Source organism: Streptomyces sp. NPDC097640, from assembly GCF_040302705.1.
Classification (GTDB): domain Bacteria; phylum Actinomycetota; class Actinomycetes; order Streptomycetales; family Streptomycetaceae; genus Streptomyces.
In genome coordinates this window covers 25,794-43,031 of sequence record NZ_JBEOSB010000018.1, presented here as the reverse complement: position 1 = coordinate 43,031, position 17,238 = coordinate 25,794, and the positions used below count along the sequence as shown (strand labels likewise).

Here is a 17,238-nt window from a genome sequence, read left to right as displayed (position 1 = left end):
CCGGGCGGGCGGCTGTCGCCCGCCCGCCCCCTGCGGATCGCCGTCGTCGGCGGCGGCCCCGGCGGGCTGTACGCGGCCGCGCTGCTGCGCCGCCTCACTCCGGGGCCCGAGGTCACCGTCTGGGAGCGCAACGCCCCCGACGACACCTTCGGCTTCGGCGTCGTCCTCTCCGACGAGACCCTCGGCGGCATCGAGGACGCCGATCCCGCCGTCCACGCCGCCCTCCGGAAGGAGTTCGTCCGCTGGGACGACATCGACGTCGTCCACCGCGGCCGGACGCTGACCTCGCGCGGCCACGGCTTCGCCGCCCTCGGCCGGCGCCGGCTGCTGCGGATACTGCACGAACGCTGCCGGGCCCTGGGCGTCCGGCTCCGCTTTCGCACCCTGGCCCCGCCCGCGGCCGAGCTGGCGCGCTCGTACGACCTGGTGATCGCCGCGGACGGCGTGCACAGCGCGACCCGCCAGGCCCGCGCCGACGTCTTCAGGACCCGTCTGACCACCCACCGCTGCCGCTACATCTGGCTCGCGGCCGACTTCGCCTTCGACGCGTTCCGCTTCGAGGTGGCCGAGACCGAACACGGCGTGCTTCAGCTGCACGGCTACCCCTACCGGCCGGGCGCCAGCACCGTCATCGTCGAGGCCCGCGAGGAGGTCTGGCGCCGCGCGGGCCTGGACCGCCTGGACGAGCGGGAGTCCGCGGAGCGCTGCGCCGCCCTCTTCGCCGACGCCCTCGGGGGCCGTCCGCTGCGCGGCAACCGCTCCCAGTGGACCGCCTTCCGCACGGTCGTCAACGAGCGCTGGTGGCACGGGAACACGGTGCTGCTCGGCGACGCCGCCCACACCGCGCACTTCTCGATCGGCTCCGGCACCAAGCTCGCCATGGAGGACGCCGTGGCGCTCGCGGACCGTCTCGCGACCCACCTCGCGGACCACCTCCAAGAGCGCTCCTCGGTGGCCGAGGCGCTCGCCGCGTACGAGGCCGAGCGCCGCCCGGTCGTCGAGTCGACCCAGCGCGCGGCCCGCGCCAGCCTGGAGTGGTTCGAGAACCTGGCGCTGTACGTGGACCAGCCGCCCCGCCGCTTCGCCTTCAACCTCCTCACCCGCAGCCGCCGCGTCACCCACGGCAATCTGCGGCTGCGGGACGCGGCCTTCGTGACGGCGGTCGAGCGCGAGGCCGCCGTGCCCCCGGCCACCCCGCCGATGTTCACCCCCTTCCGGCTGCGCGGCCTGACCCTGCGCAACCGCGTGGTCGTCTCGCCCATGGACATGTACTCGGCGCGGGACGGCACGCCCGGCGACTTCCACCTCGTCCACCTGGGCGCGCGGGCGCTGGGCGGCGCGGGCCTGGTGATGACCGAGATGGTGTGCGTGAGCCCCGAGGGCCGCATCACCCCCGGCTGCACGGGCCTGTACGCCGACGCGCACGAACCCGCCTGGCGCCGGGTCGTCGACTTCGCGCACTCCGCGTCCCCGGGCACGGCACTCGGCGTCCAGCTCGGCCACAGCGGCCGCAAGGGCTCCACCCGGCTGATGTGGGAGGGCATGGACGATCCCCTTCCGCGCGGCAACTGGCCGCTGTCCGCCGCCTCCCCGCTGCCCTACCGCCCCGGCGTCAGCCAGGTTCCGCACGCCCTGGACGCCGCCGGGCTCGCCGCCGTCCGCGAGCAGTTCGTCGCCGCCGCGCGGCGCGCCGCCCGCGCCGGCTTCGACCTCCTCGAACTCCACTGCGCGCACGGCTATCTGCTCTCCGGCTTCCTGTCCCCGCTCACCAACCACCGCACCGACGCCTACGGCGGCGCCCTCGCGGCCCGGCTGCGCTATCCGCTCGAAGTCTTCGACGCCGTACGTGAGGTGTGGCCCGCCGACGCCCCCATGACGGTCCGCATCTCCGCGACCGACTGGGCCGAGGGCGGCACGACCGCGGACGACGCGGTCGCCGTCGCGGCCGCCTTCGCCGCCCATGGCGCGGACGCCGTGGACGTCTCCACCGGCCAGGTCGTCCCCGACGAGCGCCCCGACTTCGGCCGCTCCTACCAGACCCCGTACGCCGACCGGATCCGCAACGAACTCGGCGTCCCCGTCATTGCGGTCGGCGCCATCTCCTCCTGGGACGACGTCAACTCCCTGCTGCTGGCCGGCCGCGCCGACCTGTGCGCGCTCGGCCGCCCCCATCTCTACGACCCGCACTGGACCCTGCACGCCGCCGCGGAACAGGGCTACACCGGCCCCGGCGCGCCCTGGCCGCTCCCGTACCGCGCGGGCAGCCGCAGACCCCCGACGGGCCGCGCCGATGGACGATGATGACCGGCATGACCATACGCAGAAGGGCCGAGCTGTTCGTCGCGGAGGAGCACGACCGCCGCCTCGACGCCCGGACGACCGGTGACGAGCGGGGCATACTGGTCGACTTCCTGGCGGCCCAGCGGGCGACCCTGGAGCTGAAGTGCGCAGGCGTGGAGGGGGAGTTGGCCCGGCGTTCGGTGGAGCCCTCGACGCTCTCGCTGCTCGGGCTGGTCCGGCATCTCACCGATGTGGAGCGCCGCTGGTTCCGGCGGGTGCTGGCCGGGCAGGACGTGCCGCTGCTCTTCTCCACCGAGGCCGAGCCGGACCGGGACTTCGACGGCGCGGTGGCCGGTCCCGCGGCCGTCGCCGAGGCGTGGGAGGCCTGGCGCGCGGAGGTGGCCTTCGCCGAGCGCTTCGTCACCGAGGCGCCCCACCTGGACATCACGGCGGACGACGGGTGGCGCGGGGCGGTCTCGCTGCGCTGGGTCCTGATCCACATGATCGAGGAGTACGCCCGCCACAACGGCCACGCCGACCTGCTGCGGGAGCGGATCGACGGCGCGATCGGCGTATGAACGCGTAAGGCCGGGCGCCCGGCGTCAGGCCCGCGTGGCCGACAGCACCTCCCGCACGTACCCGGCGCCCGCGTCGTACAGCCGGTCGTGCAGCGCCGCGAACACCTCCGCCGCCCGGATGCCGGGCCAGTCCCGCGGCAGCAGCGCGGTCGGCAGCCCGGGGTCGGCGTAGGGGAGGAACCGCCAGGAGTCCAGGGCGAGGACGTAGTCGCGGTAGGCGTCCTCGGGGTCCGGTGTCCCGAGGTCCGGTGTCCCGGGTTCCGGTGTTCCGGATTCCGGCGCGCCGCCGCCCGTCCAGCGCTCCAGCACCGGCTCCCGGGCGGCGAGGAAGGCGCGGTGCAGCTCCGCCAGCTCGTCCAGGTCCCACCAGCGGCGCACCGACCGCGCCGTCGGCTCGAAGCCCGCGTGGGCGCCGCGGAAGAGGTCGACATACGAGGAGAGTTCGAGGCGGGCCAGGGTGTGCCGGGTCTCCTCGTAGAGGTGGTCGGGGGCGATCCACACCCCGGGCGCGGCGGTGCCGAAGCCCAGCCGGGCCAGCCGCGAGCGCAGCAGATGCCGCTTGTTGCGCTCCTGTTCCGGGACGGAGAAGACGGCGAGCAGCCAGCCCCCCACGGCCTGCCCCGTGCCGTGACCCGCCCCCGGGCGGCCGTAGATGCGGCGGTCGCCGTCGTCGAGGAGCTGGCGCGCATCCTCGGAGAGGGCGTATCCGGCGGCCCCGGCGTCCGTGCGGTCGGGGACCAGCAGCCCGCGCCGCTTGAGGCGGGAGACGGCGGAGCGCACGGAGGGCGCGTCCACGCCCACCGCGCCCAGCAGCCGGATCAGCGCGGCGATGGGGACGGGGCCGACCGGGCGGCCGGCGCCGCCGCGGCCGTAGGCGCCGTAGAAGGTGACGATCAGGGAGCGAGGGGTGTGCTGGCCGGTCACGCGCTTACTCTAGGGCGCCGCTCGCGCCCAGCTCACCGCGCTGCGCCGCCCCGTCCCGCAGCAGATAGCGCTGGAGCTTGCCGGTGGCGGTGCGGGGCAGGGCGTCCAGGAAGACGAACTCGCGCGGGCACTTGTACAGGGCCAGCTCCGCCGCGGTGAACTCCTGCAGCGCGGCCACGGCTTCGTCCGTACGCGCGGCACCCGGCCGCAGCACCACATGCGCCACCACGACCGTGCCCCGCCGCTCGTCCGGCCGCCCGGTCACCGCGGCCTCCACCACATCCGGGTGGCGCAGCAGCGTTTCCTCGACCTCCGGGCCCGCGATGTTGTACCCGGCCGAGATGATCATGTCGTCGGCGCGTGCCACATAACGGAAGTAGCCGTCCGGGTCGCGGATGAAGGTGTCCCCGGTGAGGTTCCAGCCGTCCCGGACGTACTCGCGCTGCCGCTCGTCCGCCAGATAGCGGCAGCCCGTGGGCCCGCGCACCGCCAGCAGCCCGGGGCGGCCGTCCGGGACCGGCCGCAGCCAGCCGTCCGTGAGGTCGACGATGCGCGCCTCGTATCCGGGCACCGGTACCCCGGTCGTGCCCGGCCGGATCGCGTCGTCGGCGGCGGAGATGAAGATGTGCAGCAGCTCGGTCGACCCGATGCCGTTGATGATCCGCAGCCCGGTGGCCCGGTGCCACGCGTGCCAGATGCCGCTGGGCAGGTGCTCGCCGGCCGAGACGCAGCGGCGCAGCGAGGAGATGTCGTACGCGCCGCCGTCCGGCGCCGCGCCGTCCAGCCGCGCCAGCATCGCCCGGTACGCGGTTGGCGCGGTGAACAGCACGGAGACGCGGTGGCGCGCGATGTCGGCCAGCAGCCGTTCGGGGCCGCCCCAGTCGCCCAGCAGCGCGGAGGCGCCCGCGCGCAGCGGGAAGACGACCAGCCCGCCGAGGCCGAAGGTGAAGCCCAGGGGCGGGCTGCCCGCGAACACGTCCTCGGGGCGCGGCCGCAGCACCTGCGCGGAGAAGGTGTCGGCGATGGCCAGCACATCGCGGTGGAAGTGCATACACCCCTTGGGCCGCCCGGTCGTCCCCGAGGTGAAGGCGATCAGCGCCACGTCGTCGGCTGAGGTCGCCACGGCCTCGTACGACGCGGGCGCCGTGGCCGCGAGCCGCAGCAGGTCGCCGGGCCCGTCGCCGCCGTAGTACGTGGTGCGCAGCCCCGGCACCCCGGCCCGCGCCAGGTCGTCCGTGCAGCGGATGTCGCACAGGGCGTGCCGTATCCGGGCCATTTCGCAGATCGTCGCCAACTCCCGGGCCCGGTGGGCGGCCAGCACGGTCACGGCGACCGCCCCCGCCTTCATCACCGCCAGCCAGCAGGCGGCCAGCCACGGCGAGGTGGCGCCGCGCAGCAGCACCCGGTTGCCGGGCACCACGCCGAGCGGACCGGTGAGCGTGTGCGCGATCCGGTCGACGTGGGCGCGCAGTTCGCCGTACGTCCATGTCTCGCCCGTGGCGGCGCGCACCGCGACCCGGTCCGCGCCGTACCGCTCGACGGTGCGGTCCAGCAGCTCGGCGCCGCAGTTGAGACGGTCGGGGCGGGGCGGCCCGGGCAGGTCGAGGAGGAAGTCGGGCCACTGCCCGGCGGGCGGCAGATGGTCCCGGGCGAAGGTGTCGGTGTGCGCCGAAGGCCTGAGCTCCATCGAGGACGCGCCCCCTATGCCTGCACATGCCGTGCCTGAAGTCGCCCTGTCAGCGTAACGTGATGGTGACGACAGTCAACAGATCGCGATAAACGCCCGATCGGAGAGTGGCCGGTGCCGTCGTTCGCACTCGATCCGAAGCAGCGGCGCTGGTGCGCCGAAGTGCGGTCCCTCGCCCGCGACCTGCTGCGCACGCTCGCCGACAGCGGCCCGCCCGGCCGGGTCAACCGGCCGCTGACCGAGGCCCTCGGCGAACTCGGCCTGCTGCGGCGGCTGTTCCCCGACGACGGGCCGGTGCGCGCCCTCGACCTGTGTCTGCTGCGCGAGTCGCTCGCCCGCGAGTGCACGGAGGCCGAGACCGCACTCGCCCTCCAGGGCCTCGGCGGCTACCCGATCGTGCTGTCCGGCAGCCCCGAGCAGTACGCGCGCTGGATGCCCGAGGTCCGGGCGGGCCGCGCGGTCGCCGCCTTCGCGCTCAGCGAGCCCCAGGCCGGCTCCGACGCCGCCGCGCTCGCCCTGCGGGCCGACCCGGACGGGGCGGGCGGCTGGCGGCTGGAGGGCGAAAAGTGCTGGATCTCCAATGCCCCCGAGGCCGACTTCACCGTCGTCTTCGCCCGCACCACCCAGGGCGCGGGCTCGCGCGGGATCACCGCCTTCCTCGTCCCCGCCGACCGGCCCGGACTCACCGGCGAGCGTCTTGAGATGCTCAGCCCGCACCCCATCGGCAGCCTCGCCTTCGACGGCGTCCCGGTCACCCGCGAGGACGTCCTGGGCACGCCCGACAAGGGGTTCGGCGTCGCCATGCGCACCCTCAACCTGCTGCGGCCGAGCGTCGGCGCGTTCGCCGTCGGCATGGCCCAGGCCGCGCTCGACGCCTCCGTGGCCCACGCCGGGGAGCGCACCGCCTTCGGCGGGCCGCTGAAGGACCTCCAGGCCGTCTCCCACCAGTTGGCCGAGATGGCCACCCGCACCGAGGCCGCCCGCCTCCTGGTCTACGCGGCCGCCACCGCGTACGACGAGGGCGCGGCCGGTGTCGCGGGGAGCTCGGCGATGGCCAAGCTCCTGGCCACCGAGACCGCCCAGTACGTCGTGGACGCCGCCGTGCAGATCCACGGCGCGCGGGCGCTGCGCCGCGGCCATCTGCTGGAGCACCTCTACCGCGAGGTCCGCGCGCCCCGGATCTACGAGGGGGCGACCGAGGTCCAGCGCACCATCATCGCGAAGGAGCTGTACCGGTGACGACCGAGCCCCGCCCGTCCCTGCGGCGTGTCAACCCGCCCCAGCTCTCCCCGCCCACCGGCTTCAGCCACGCCGTCACGGCCACCGGCGACCGCCTGGTCTTCCTCGCGGGCCAGACCGCGCTCGACGGCAGGGGCGCGGTCGTCGGCGCCACCCTCCCCGCCCAGTTCCGCCGCGCGCTCGCCAATCTGCTCACCGCCCTGGCCGCCGTCGGCGGCACCCCCGCGGACCTGGCCCGGCTCACCGTGCACACCACCGACGTTGCGGCCTACCGCGCAGCCGCCCCCGAACTCGGGCGGATCTGGCGGGAGCTGGCGGGGCGCGACTACCCCGCGATGGCGGTCATCGGCGTCGTCCGGCTGTGGGACGAGGCGGCGCTGGTCGAGCTGGACGGCATCGCGGTGCTCCCGTAGGGGCGTGCGCGCCGTTCTTTCGTGTGTGCCCCAGCCCTACCTGGTTCGGTATGCCCGGAGAAAGGTCCGCACTCCCTCGACGACGAGTGGCCGGACGCGGGCGTCCTCCGCGGCATTCGCGGAGCCGAGCCTGTCCAGCGCGACGCCGAAGGTCAGCGCGAGGAACTGGTCGGCCGCGAGCCGGGGGTCGGGGACGTGGAGCAGCCCGGCCGCGGCGAAGGCGGCGAACCGCTCGGCGAGTGCCTCTTCGGGGGTGTCGGCCAGGGAGTTGTAGCCCCGGTGCGGCAGGTGGCCGGATTCCGCCCGGACCAGCCGTTGCAGCGTGGCGTACTCCGCCGAGTCGAGCATGTCGGTCGCGATGCGCATCGAGAACGTGACCAGGGCGTCTTCGAGGTCGGCGGCCTCGGTGGCCTCGGTGAGGGTGTCGTCGAGGGTGTGCCGGATCGTGGTGATCAGTGACTCGCCGATGGCGTCGACGACTGCTTGCAGCAGCGTCTGCTTGTCGCCGAAGTAGTCGTAGACCGTGCGCTTGGACACCTCGGCCCGGGCGGCGACCGCGTCGACGCTGGACCGGTCGAAGCCGTCGGCGAGGAACAGTTCCCGGGCTGCCGAGAGGATCGCGGCCCGCTTCGGCGTGGACCCCTCGCGCAGTGTCTTCGTGGTCGGCATGGGCACATCCTAACTCTTCTACACTGCACGGTGTAGTGTAATCTCGGTGGTGTGAACGGCCGCTGTGCCCGCGCCGGGCCCGGCACGGCGGCAGCGCTACACGTACGGCCGACCCCTTCCTCGCCCGGCAATGACGGAAAGGACGTCCATGACCGCAACTCTGGCTCCCCCGGTTCGCATCGGGAAGGCCGCTGTCGCGGCCCTCGGCATGCTGGCGGTCGCCACCGGTGCCCTGGAGTCGGTGGTGACGCCGACGCTCCCGCTCCTGCAACGCGAACTGGATATGAGTCCCGCCGAAGGGGCGTTGCTCAGCATCGTGCTCCTCATCACCGGCGCGCTCGTCACACCGGTCGCAGGCAAGTTAGGCGACCGCTACGGCGGGAAACGGGTCCTGATCCGGCTGATGGCGGTGGTCTGTGCCGGTGGTCTGGTGTCCGCCCTGGCGCCGAACCTGCCGGTGCTGCTGCTCGGTCAGGTCCTGCAAGGGGCGATGGTGGGCGCGCTGCCCCTGTCGTTCATCCTGGTGCGCAAACACCTCCCCGCGGGAGAGTCGAAGGTCGCCATCGGGACCGTCAGCGGGTTGTTCGTGGGCGGCGGGATGGCGGGAACGCTGTCGGCCGGGCCCGTGGCGGAAGGGCTGTCCCGGCACTGGATGTTCGCGCTGCCGACGTTCGCGGTCATCGGGGCCACCATGCTGGTGAACAGGCTGATGCCGGATGATCCGCCGGGCCGGCCGGACGATGCCGGGATCGACTGGCCCGGCCTGGTTCTCCTGAGCGGGACGCTGGTCACGCTCATGCTCGTCCTCGCGCTGGCGCCCGACATCGGCTCACAGCCACTCGTGCTCGGCGGCCTCGTCGTCGTTCTGGCCGCCTTCGTGACCGGATGGACAGCCGTTGAGCGCCGCGCGGCCTCGCCGATGGTCGATCTGCGCATGCTGGCACGGCCCGCGGTGTGGAAGTCGGCTGTGCTGACGTTCGTGATCTGCGTCGGTACCTCGATGGCGGTCTATCTCGTCCCGCAGCTGTTCGCGGTGCCCGCCGACGAGTACGGGTTCGGGGCCAGCGCCACCAAGATCGGCTTCTTCCTGCTGCCCGGCGCCGTGGCCGCGTCGCTCGCCGGGCCGATCAGTGGCATCGGGGCGCGGCGTTTCGGCTCGCGTGCCGTGGTCACCGCCGGGATCGTCATCATGGTCACCGCCCTGACCGCCCTGGCGGCCGTGCACAGCGAGGTCTGGCACCTCATCATCGGCAAGGCGATGATCGCGCTCGCCAACGGCCTGTGCGTCACTGCGATGGTGACCAGCACCGCCACCTCCGTCGATCAAGGTGACACCGGCATCGCCACCAGCCTGGTCCTGGTGACTCGCGTGCTCGGCTACGCCGTGGGTGCGCAGGTCAGCGGAGCGATGCTCACGGCCGCGACCCCTTCCGGCTCGGATGTCCCGGCCGAATCGGCCTTCGTCACCGGCTTCGTCATAGCCGGCGCCGTCACGGCGCTGTCCCTCCTCGTCACCCGGACCATGAGCAAAGGAGTCAAGGAATGACCCGCACTGAACCGCTGAGAGATATCCGCACCACGCCGAGGCGCAAGGTCCTGATATCCGGGGCCAGCATCGCGGGGCCCGCCCTCGCGTTCTGGCTGAATCGCTACGGGTTCGCCGTCACGGTAGTCGAGAAGGCGGGCACGATTCGTGACGGTGGCTATCCCATCGACGTGCGCGGCACCGCACTCGAGGTCGTCCGGAGGATGGGAATCCTGCCGCGGCTGCGGGACGCGCACATCGACCTGAGCCGGCTGACCTTCCTCGACGAGGAGGGCGGCAAGGTGGCCTCGGTCAATCCGCACACCCTCACCGGCGGTGTCGCGGGACAGGACCTGGAGGTGCGGCGCGGGGATCTGGCCGGCGCCCTCTACACGGCGGTCCGTGACGACGTGGAGTTCCTGTTCAACGACTCCATCGACACCCTCGACCAGTCCGGCCACGGGGTCGACGTCACCTTCCGCGGGGGCGGCAGGCGTACGTTCGACATGGTGTTCGGCGCGGACGGGCTGCACTCACGCACCCGCGAGTTCCTGTTCGGCCCCGAAGAGCAGTTCCACCGGTACCTCGGCTACTGCTTCGCCGGGTTCACCATGCGCAACACCTTCGGGCTCTCCCACGAGGTCATGATGTGGAACGCCCCGGGCACGGCCGCGGCACTCTACGCCGTGGGGGACAACGACGAGGTGCACGCCTTCCTGCCCTTCGCCCACCCGGAACCGCCGTACGACGCGTTCCGGAACCCGGAGGCCCAACGGGACCTGGTCGCCGCGGTCTTCGCCGAGGCGAAATGGGAGGTCCCCGGCATGCTTGCCGCCATGCACGACGCGGATGACCTGTTCTTCGACGCGGTCAGCCAGATCCGCATGCCCCGCTGGTCCAGCGGCAGGGTCGCGCTGGTGGGCGACGCCGCGTACGCGCCCTCGTTCCTCACCGGACAGGGCTCCAGCCTCGCGCTCGTCGGCGCGTACATGCTCGCCATTTCCCTGGCCGACCGGGACCACGCCGCGGGCTTCGCCGCCTACGAACACAACACGCGTGAGTTTGTGACCCTGAACCAGGATCAGGTCGGCGATGGCGACGCCACACTCTTCCCGACCACCGCCCGGGCCCTGGAGCAGCGCAACGACATGCTGCGCAATCTCACCGCCATGCCCCCCGCGGAGGGACGACCGGCCCATTCGGCCCTCACCCTGCCCGAATTCATGCCCATGACGTGAAGGGTCAGCGGTCGGGAAGCCGGTGGCGCGGCTCGGCCCGCACCCGGGCTCCGGGCCACTCGGTGAAGCGCCGGAAGGCGGTGACGCCCGAGGCGCCGCCCCCCCCGGCCGGCGTTCCGCCCGGCGCGGCGGGGTGCGGCGGCGCTCCCCGGTCAGCTGGTCAGCTGGTCAGATGTCCCGGAAGATCTCGATCTGCGCGCCGATGGAGTTCAGCCGCTCCGCCAGGTCCTCGTACCCGCGGTTGATCACATACACATTGCGCAGCACCGACGTCCCCGGCGCCGCCATCATCGCCAGCAGCACCACGACCGCGGGCCGCAGCGCCGGCGGGCACATCATCTCGGCCGCCCGCCACCGGGTCGGGCCCTCGACCAGCACCCGGTGCGGGTCGAGGAGCTTGACGTGGGCGCCGAGCCGGTTCAACTCGGTCAGGTAGATGGCCCGGTTGTCGTAGACCCAGTCGTGGATCAGCGTGGAGCCCTGCGCGGACGCGGCGATGGCCGCGAAGAAGGGCACGTTGTCGATGTTGATCCCCGGGAACGGCATCGGGTGGATCTTGTCGATGGGGGCCTGGAGCTTGGAGGGCCGCACAGTCAGGTCCAGCAGCCTGGTGCGGCCGTTGTCCGCCCGGTACTCGGCGCTGCGCTCGTGGTCCAGGCCCATCTCCTCCAGCACGGCCAGCTCGATCTCCAGGAACTCCACCGGCACCCGCCGGATCGTCAGCTCCGACTCCGTCACCACCGCGGCGGCCAGCAGGCTCATCGCCTCCACCGGGTCCTCGGACGGGGCGAAGTCCACGTCACGGTTGATCTCGGCGAGGCCGTGCACGGTGAGCGTGGTGGTGCCCACCCCCTCGACCTTGACCCCCAACTCCTCCAGGAAGAAGCACAGATCCTGGACCATGTAGTTGGGGGAGGCGTTGCGGATCACGGTGACGCCGTCGTGCCGCGCCGCGGCCAGCAGCGCGTTCTCGGTGACGGTGTCGCCGCGCTCGGTCAGCACGATCGCGCGGGTGGGGGCCACCGCGCGGTCCACCCGGGCGTGGTACATCCCGTCCGTGGCGGTCACTTCGAGGCCGAAGTGGCGCAGCGCGGTCATATGCGGCTGCACGGTGCGGGTGCCGAGGTCGCAGCCGCCCGCGTACGGAATCCTGAACTGCCCCATGCGGTGCAGCAGCGGGCCCAGGAACATGATGACGCTGCGGGTCCGGCGGGCCGCCTCGGTGTCCATGGCGGCCAAGTCCAGCTCGGCGGGCGGCACGATCTCCAGATCCGCCCCGTCGTTGATCCAGCGGGTGCGGACGCCGATGCTGCCCAGCACCTCCAGGATCCGGTAGACCTCCTCGATCCGGGCGACCCTTCTCAGGGTCGTACGGCCCGAGTTGAGCAGCGTCGCGCACAGCAGGGCGACGCAGGCGTTCTTGCTCGTCTTGACGTCGATGGCGCCCGAGAGACGACGGCCGCCGACGACCCGCAGATGCATCGGACCCGCGTATCCGAGGGAGACGATCTCACTGTCGAGCGCCTCGCCAATCCTGGCGATCATCTCAAGACTGATGTTCTGGTTGCCGCGTTCAATACGGTTGACCGCGCTCTGGCTGGTCCCGAGCGCCTCCGCGAGCTGCGTCTGGGTCCAGCCACGATGCTGTCGCGCGTCGCGGATGAGCTTGCCGATGCGGGAGAGGTAGTCGTCAGTCATACGGCAGAGGCTATCTCAGATATGAGATGCACGCGCGATGGGGGCGGCGTTCGGGTGAGCGTGTCGGAAGCGGGTCGCTGTCACGGGTATTGTTCTACTAACATGCGAACAACTAATATGCAGGCAGTCGACGAATCGGAGGCAGCCGTGCATGACTCCCAGCGCCGCACCCTGGTGATCGGCCTCCCCTTCTCCCTCGCCTGCGCCGCCGTCCTCACGACGTACGCGGCCCTGCGCGACCGGCTCCCGGATCCGCTCGCCATCCACTTCCCGGCGAGCGGCAAGGCCGACGGCTTCTCCGGCGCGGGCTCGTTCCTCACAGTGGCCCTCGCCCTCCTCGCGGTCCAGGGCGCGGTCTTCGCCGTCCTCGCCCACCGCTCGAGCCGGGGCATGGGCTCGCTGCGCATGATGGCCGCGTTCGCCTACGGGGTGTCAGGGCTGCTCGGCTACGCGTTCCCCGCCACGCTCTTCGCCAACGCCGACGTCCCCGACGCCACCGACGCCCGCTTCCCGATGTGGCAGCTGGCCGTGGCCCTGGCCTGCGCGCTGACCGCCGGTGGGGTGGGCTGGCTGCTGGCCGGGGCGGATGCCGCGCCCGCCGCCGGCCCCGCAGGTGAGCCGCACCGCCTGCCGCTCGGCAAGGGCGAGGCCGCCAGCTGGACGCGCACCGTCACCTCACGCGTGCTGCTCGCCGTAGGGCTGGGCCTCGCGGGCGTGGGCGCGGTGCTGGCGTTCACCGTGAGCCCCAGGAGCGGGCTGCCGATGGCCGTCGTGGGGGCGATCGCCGCGCTGCTGTCCGGCTGCCGGGTCACCGTCGACCGGCGCGGCCTGACGGTGTCCCCGCCCGTCGTCCGGCTGCCCCGCCTGCGGGTGCCGATCGGCCGCATAGAGGCGGCCACCAGCCGCCGGGTGGACGCGGTCGGCGACTTCGGTGGCTGGGGCTACCGGATCAGGCCAGGAAGGCGCGGCGTGGTGCTGCGCTCCGGGGACGCGCTGTGCCTGCGGCTGACCAGCGGCAAGGAGTTCGTGGTGACGGTGGACGACGCCCGTACCGCCGCGGCGCTGCTCAACACCCTCGTCGACCGCGCCCTCGCCGAGCGCGGCGGGGACCGCCCGGCGGCGGCGAACTGACATGCTGTTCACGGTCGACCCCGGCTCCCCGGTCCCGCTCGGCGACCAGATCGCCGCCTCCGTACGCCGCGCCATCGCCGACGGCACGGTCCAGCCCGGCGAGCGTCTCCCCGCCGCCCGCGCCCTCGCCGACTCCCTCGGCGTCAATGTGCACACCGTCCTCCGCGGCTACCAGCGGCTGCGCGAAGAGGGCCTGATCGAACTGCGCCGCGGCCGTGGCGCCGTGGTCACCGGAGCCGCCACCTCCGCCGGCCGCGCCCGCCTCGTCGAGGGCGTCCTCGGCCTGGTCGGCGAGGCCCGCGCGATCGGGCTCTCCGACGACGAGCTGCTGGCCCTGGTGCGGAACGGCCTCGCGGGCGGCGGCTGAGGGCGGGCCATCACTCGTACCGGTGACTGCCCGACCCCGACCCCGTCCCCGTCCCTGTCCGCGACCCCGACCCCGACCCCGACCCCGTCCCTGTCCCTGTCCCCGCCACGATGCCCGTCACCAGCTCCGCGAAGTCCGCCGCCGGGTCGTGCAGGGCCGCCGCGTGGAGCAGCTCCACGCGGTGCACCAGGCGCGGGGAGACCAGCGGGACCGCGATGAGACCGGGGGCGCCCTCGGCGGCGGAGTGCGGCAGCAGGGCCAGGCCGTGGCCCGCGGCGGCCAGGGCGAGGAGCGCCCGTACGTCGGTGCCCTCGTACCGCAGCGCCGCGCGGAAGCCGTCGGTGCCGCTCGCGGCGCGCAGCCGGCGCAGCGGGACGGCGGCCTCGGGCGCGTCCAGCCAGCGCGCGTCGGCGAGGTCGGCCAGCCGCAGGCCGAGGCGGCGGGTCAGCGGATGGCCGAGGGGCAGCGGCACGACGAGCGAGCCCTCGGCGACGGCCAGGGCGGACAGCGGGCCGCCGGCGGGCAGCGGCAGCGGATCCCCGGGCGCCGCAAGACCGTCGGTCAGCCCGAGGTCGAACTGCCCGGCGGCCACCGCCGCGGGGATCTCACCGCGGCCCAGGACCCGAACGGCCGTCCGCACGCCCGGGTGGGCCCGGCGCGCCTCGGCCAGGGCCGCCGCGACCCGGGCCGTCATGGCCAGGGGCGACGCGCAGAGCGTCAGCCGGGCGGCGGTGGCGCCGGCGAGGCGCTCGACGTCCGCACGGGCCGCGTCCAGCCCGCGCAGCAGCGGGCCCGCGTGCTCCAGCAGCCGAGCGCCCGCCGCGGTCGGCGCCACCGGACGCCGGGTCAGCAGGGGGGTCCGCAGATCGGCTTCGAGCGTGGCGATGTGCTGCGACACGGCCGACGGAGTGAACCCCAGGTCGCGGGCGGCCTCCGAGAAGGACGCGCGGCGGGCCACGGACACGAAGGTGCGGAGCAGGTGCGGATCCATCGCTTCAGTATTCCGGCTCGCGCGGCACCCGATGGCCCGGTCGCCGGGCGGCTGACGCTCAGGGAGCGTCCTTGGCGCGAGCGTTCGAATCCCGGGGGTCCGGCGGCCGGCCCACCAGCCGCGCGTACCAGGTGGAGGAGGCCACCAGCCGGCCGATCACCAGTCCCGCCACCACGACCAGGAACGCCGCGATGAGCCAGGACAACAGGGTGAAGACGGGGCCGAGCGGGCCGAAGTCGGCGAGACTGCGGTCCATGGCCCGCGGCATGACCAGCCGGGAGGCATAGCCCAGCGCGACGGCGCCGGCGCCCGCGAGCACCGCGCCGGGCAGCAGCGGCAGCCACCCGACCCGGCCGCCCAGCAGCAGGTGCTGGGTCCACCACCACAGCAGCACGGACGACAGCAGGGACAGCACGAGCCCCGAGACGATCCCGGCGCCGAAGCCCTTGCGCAGCGGCGCCTGGACGAACAGCACCGCCAGCCAGACCAGCACCCACAGCAGCCAGCGCCACGCCGTCACGCGCATCCGCGCCCTGGGCAGGCTCCAGCACCGCTCGCAGACCGTCTGGAGGGCCCGGCTGAAGGCGGTGGCCGCGATCAGCGCCACCACGAGGCCCGCGGCGCCCGAGGGCTTTCTGGTCGTGCCGGACGCGGCGAGGGTCCGGCGCAGCTCCTCCAGCGTCTTGCCGCGCACACCGACGACCGAGCGCACGGAGTCCGCCAGCAGGCTCTTCCATCCCGCAGGGGCGAAGGCGGCCACCGCCATCAGCAGCGGCAGGGCCGTCAGAAACGCCTGGGCGGCCAGCCGGGTGGCGGCCTCCAGGGTGTTGACGGCGAGCAGCCGCTCCATCAGCCGGGCGACCGCCGGTGCCGGGCGGCGCGCCGAGGCCAGGACACTCCGCGCTCTGCCGAACCGGGGTGGCCGGTGTTCGTCTCCGCCGGAACCGGAACTCACCGCCTGCCTCCTGCGTACCAGGCTGCCACCTCGGACGGCCGCGAGAACTCACCGCCGCCACCGCCACCGACAAGGGGTGCGCCACCGATAACGCGTGCCGGCGACGCCCGTCCGCCGCTGCCGCGAGGACGCCAAGCAGCGCCAGGACCAGGACGACGATGCCCAGGACGAGCGCCACCGACGCCGGGGTGGGGTGGTTCCACAGGACGAGGGCGAGCGCGCCGCCGGAGATGACGACGCCCGTGGTCCAGCCCCGGTGGGCCTCCAGCCAGCGGCCGGCGCCGCCGGTGCGCAGCCCCAGGCGGGCCAGGGCCCGGCCGGTGGCGCCGGTGGCGCGCGCGGCCCCCGAGCGCACGGCGCGGGCGCCGCGCCCGGGGCCGTACAGATAGCCCGACACCACGGTGATCACCGCGACGACCAGGATGGTGCGCGTGCTCTCGCGCAGGAACCGCACGAACGTGTCGTAGATGACGGTGGCGGCGTCCGCTGGCAGCGTGGTGGGCGGCACGGAGTCCAGATAGACGCGGCGCAGGACGGCCAGGCCGACGAGCAGCACCAGCATCATCACCGCCACGCCGACGCCCACGCTCATCAGCGCCACCCGGTGCGCGGGGGCCGTCCACACGGCGAGGGCGGCGAGCACGATCGCCGTCACCGGCAGCCAGACGCCCAGGACGTCCAGCAGCCGCATGGCGCTCTGCGCCTTGTCGAGCTTCTGGGTCTTCAGCAGCGGGATCGTCCGCTCGACGGTGGGGATGTGGGCGGCCTTCTGGTAGCCCGCGGCGACCAGCCGGTGTTTGACGTTGTCGATGAGGGTGCCGAGGTCCAGGACGATGGTGTTCCCCCTGGCCTGGACGGCGCTGCTGCCCTCGCCGGTGAGCACCTTCACCACGGCGGCGTGCGCCCGGCGGTTGGCGGCGGTCCACACCTGGGCGAACTGCCGGCTGCGCACCACCTTGGCCACCACGTCGTGCACGGCCGTGGTCAGCGCGGTCCTCAGCGGCTCGGTCAGCAGCTTGGCGCTGTCGGCGACCCGGGGCGGGGCGCCGACCCGGTCCAGGGCCCTGGAGAGCGCGGCGGTGACGCCTGCCACATCGACGTTGGAGACCACGCGCTTGGTGAGCCGGTCGGTCACCGCGTTCTGCACGGCGGGGTCGGAGGCCAGCGGGGCCACGGTCTGGACGTACCGGTCGGTGTCGGCCACCTCCTCGTGCGTCCAGGTGGCGACCACGGCGAGCGGGGCGAGCAGCACGGCCAGCACCAGCAGCACCGACGCGCCGGCGTACCGGAGTCGGCGGTGGCGTACGGCGTGTGCCCTGCGCAATCGCTCGTAATCCTGGCGCTCGGCGGCGCTCAGCGGAGGCTCGGCGGGGGATCCGCCGTCGGATCCGTCGGATCCGTGGGATTCGTGGGATTCGCTGGGAGGTTCGGAGGAAGGGGTGCCAGAGGAGTCCATGCGGTCCTCCTTCGCATGATCCTCATGGTGCGCGGAGGCGCGCAAGATCGCCACGCGAGGCATGGCGGTGCAAGCCCCCCGTGCGGC

Annotated in this window: 15 protein-coding genes and 1 pseudogene; 9 read left to right on the top strand and 7 right to left on the bottom strand. The window is 73.6% G+C overall.

Annotation, left to right across the window (positions count from 1 at the left end; genetic code table 11):
- Positions 1-30: 30 nt before the first annotated feature.
- On the top strand, positions 31-2,301 hold the full coding sequence (locus ABTY62_RS26990) for a bifunctional salicylyl-CoA 5-hydroxylase/oxidoreductase (protein WP_352132126.1): 2,271 nt from the start codon (positions 31-33) through the stop codon (positions 2,299-2,301).
- 8 nt (positions 2,302-2,309) lie between these two features.
- Positions 2,310-2,858 carry a DinB family protein gene (locus tag ABTY62_RS26985; protein WP_502997525.1) on the top strand — a complete coding sequence of 183 codons (549 nt, stop codon included), beginning with the start codon at positions 2,310-2,312 and terminating at the stop codon, positions 2,856-2,858.
- A gap of 24 nt (positions 2,859-2,882) precedes the next feature.
- Here ABTY62_RS26985 and ABTY62_RS26980 read toward each other — a convergent pair whose 3' ends face one another.
- Together ABTY62_RS26980 and ABTY62_RS26975 are read right to left on the bottom strand one after the other, a co-directional pair.
- Positions 2,883-3,782, bottom strand: a complete 900-nt coding sequence (locus tag ABTY62_RS26980) for a PaaX family transcriptional regulator (protein WP_352132006.1) — start codon at positions 3,780-3,782, stop codon at positions 2,883-2,885.
- A 4-nt stretch (positions 3,783-3,786) separates the two neighbouring features.
- A complete protein-coding gene (locus ABTY62_RS26975; RefSeq protein ID WP_352132005.1) occupies positions 3,787-5,469 on the bottom strand; it encodes an AMP-binding protein in 1,683 nt (560 codons plus the stop codon).
- Positions 5,470-5,583: 114 nt separating this feature from the next.
- On the opposite strand from ABTY62_RS26975, the gene ABTY62_RS26970 reads away from it, so the two are divergent.
- Positions 5,584-6,708, top strand: a complete 1,125-nt coding sequence (locus ABTY62_RS26970) for an acyl-CoA dehydrogenase family protein (protein ID WP_352132004.1) — start codon at positions 5,584-5,586, stop codon at positions 6,706-6,708.
- Positions 6,705-7,121, top strand: a complete 417-nt coding sequence (locus ABTY62_RS26965) for a RidA family protein (RefSeq protein WP_352132003.1) — start codon at positions 6,705-6,707, stop codon at positions 7,119-7,121. The genes ABTY62_RS26970 and ABTY62_RS26965 overlap by 4 nt, the downstream gene beginning before the upstream one ends.
- A gap of 36 nt (positions 7,122-7,157) precedes the next feature.
- Here the strand turns inward: ABTY62_RS26965 and ABTY62_RS26960 are convergent, their stop codons facing one another.
- Positions 7,158-7,790, bottom strand: a complete 633-nt coding sequence (locus ABTY62_RS26960; protein WP_352132002.1) for a TetR/AcrR family transcriptional regulator — start codon at positions 7,788-7,790, stop codon at positions 7,158-7,160.
- Between the two features lie 148 nt (positions 7,791-7,938).
- On the opposite strand from ABTY62_RS26960, the gene ABTY62_RS26955 reads away from it, so the two are divergent.
- On the top strand, positions 7,939-9,336 hold the full coding sequence (locus ABTY62_RS26955; protein ID WP_352132001.1) for an MFS transporter: 1,398 nt from the start codon (positions 7,939-7,941) through the stop codon (positions 9,334-9,336).
- Positions 9,333-10,553, top strand: a complete 1,221-nt coding sequence (locus ABTY62_RS26950) for an FAD-dependent monooxygenase (protein WP_352132000.1) — start codon at positions 9,333-9,335, stop codon at positions 10,551-10,553. The genes ABTY62_RS26955 and ABTY62_RS26950 overlap by 4 nt, the downstream gene beginning before the upstream one ends.
- A gap of 16 nt (positions 10,554-10,569) precedes the next feature.
- Here the strand turns inward: ABTY62_RS26950 and ABTY62_RS47545 are convergent.
- Together ABTY62_RS47545 and ABTY62_RS26945 are read right to left on the bottom strand one after the other, a co-directional pair.
- Positions 10,570-10,656: pseudogene (locus tag ABTY62_RS47545) on the bottom strand (IS5/IS1182 family transposase); the annotation flags it as partial.
- A gap of 65 nt (positions 10,657-10,721) precedes the next feature.
- Positions 10,722-12,251, bottom strand: coding sequence for a helix-turn-helix domain-containing protein (locus ABTY62_RS26945; RefSeq protein WP_352131999.1), 1,530 nt, complete (start codon positions 12,249-12,251; stop codon positions 10,722-10,724).
- A 117-nt stretch (positions 12,252-12,368) separates the two neighbouring features.
- Between ABTY62_RS26945 and ABTY62_RS26940 the strand changes: the two genes are divergently transcribed.
- Together ABTY62_RS26940 and ABTY62_RS26935 are read left to right on the top strand one after the other, a co-directional pair.
- On the top strand, positions 12,369-13,382 hold the full coding sequence (locus tag ABTY62_RS26940) for an SdpI family protein (protein ID WP_352131998.1): 1,014 nt from the start codon (positions 12,369-12,371) through the stop codon (positions 13,380-13,382).
- 1 nt (position 13,383) lies between these two features.
- Positions 13,384-13,749 (top strand): GntR family transcriptional regulator, encoded by a 366-nt coding sequence (locus ABTY62_RS26935; protein ID WP_352131997.1) that lies wholly within the window; start codon positions 13,384-13,386, stop codon positions 13,747-13,749.
- A gap of 10 nt (positions 13,750-13,759) precedes the next feature.
- Here ABTY62_RS26935 and ABTY62_RS26930 read toward each other — a convergent pair whose 3' ends face one another.
- Together ABTY62_RS26930 and ABTY62_RS26925 are read right to left on the bottom strand one after the other, a co-directional pair.
- On the bottom strand, positions 13,760-14,740 hold the full coding sequence (locus ABTY62_RS26930; RefSeq protein WP_352131996.1) for a LysR family transcriptional regulator: 981 nt from the start codon (positions 14,738-14,740) through the stop codon (positions 13,760-13,762).
- A gap of 58 nt (positions 14,741-14,798) precedes the next feature.
- Positions 14,799-15,695, bottom strand: coding sequence for a ribonuclease BN (locus ABTY62_RS26925; RefSeq protein WP_352131995.1), 897 nt, complete (start codon positions 15,693-15,695; stop codon positions 14,799-14,801).
- Positions 15,696-16,528: 833 nt separating this feature from the next.
- On the opposite strand from ABTY62_RS26925, the gene ABTY62_RS26920 reads away from it, so the two are divergent.
- Positions 16,529-17,029 (top strand): hypothetical protein, encoded by a 501-nt coding sequence (locus ABTY62_RS26920; RefSeq protein WP_352131994.1) that lies wholly within the window; start codon positions 16,529-16,531, stop codon positions 17,027-17,029.
- Positions 17,030-17,238 lie beyond the last annotated feature (209 nt).

What these genes read in the sequence shown, in the direction of transcription:
- ABTY62_RS26935 (WP_352131997.1), top strand. Translation starts at nt 13,384, where the DNA reads ATGCTGTTCACGGTCGACCCCGGCTCCCCGGTCCCGCTCGGCGACCAG.
- ABTY62_RS26975 (WP_352132005.1), bottom strand. Translation starts at nt 5,469, where the DNA reads ATGGAGCTCAGGCCTTCGGCGCACACCGACACCTTCGCCCGGGACCAT.
- ABTY62_RS26985 (WP_502997525.1), top strand. Translation starts at nt 2,310, where the DNA reads ATGACCATACGCAGAAGGGCCGAGCTGTTCGTCGCGGAGGAGCACGAC.
- ABTY62_RS26945 (WP_352131999.1), bottom strand. Translation starts at nt 12,251, where the DNA reads ATGACTGACGACTACCTCTCCCGCATCGGCAAGCTCATCCGCGACGCG.
- ABTY62_RS26940 (WP_352131998.1), top strand. Translation starts at nt 12,369, where the DNA reads ATGCAGGCAGTCGACGAATCGGAGGCAGCCGTGCATGACTCCCAGCGC.
- ABTY62_RS26920 (WP_352131994.1), top strand. Translation starts at nt 16,529, where the DNA reads ATGGTGTTCCCCCTGGCCTGGACGGCGCTGCTGCCCTCGCCGGTGAGC.
- ABTY62_RS26955 (WP_352132001.1), top strand. Translation starts at nt 7,939, where the DNA reads ATGACCGCAACTCTGGCTCCCCCGGTTCGCATCGGGAAGGCCGCTGTC.
- ABTY62_RS26950 (WP_352132000.1), top strand. Translation starts at nt 9,333, where the DNA reads ATGACCCGCACTGAACCGCTGAGAGATATCCGCACCACGCCGAGGCGC.
- ABTY62_RS26960 (WP_352132002.1), bottom strand. Translation starts at nt 7,790, where the DNA reads ATGCCGACCACGAAGACACTGCGCGAGGGGTCCACGCCGAAGCGGGCC.
- ABTY62_RS26930 (WP_352131996.1), bottom strand. Translation starts at nt 14,740, where the DNA reads ATGGATCCGCACCTGCTCCGCACCTTCGTGTCCGTGGCCCGCCGCGCG.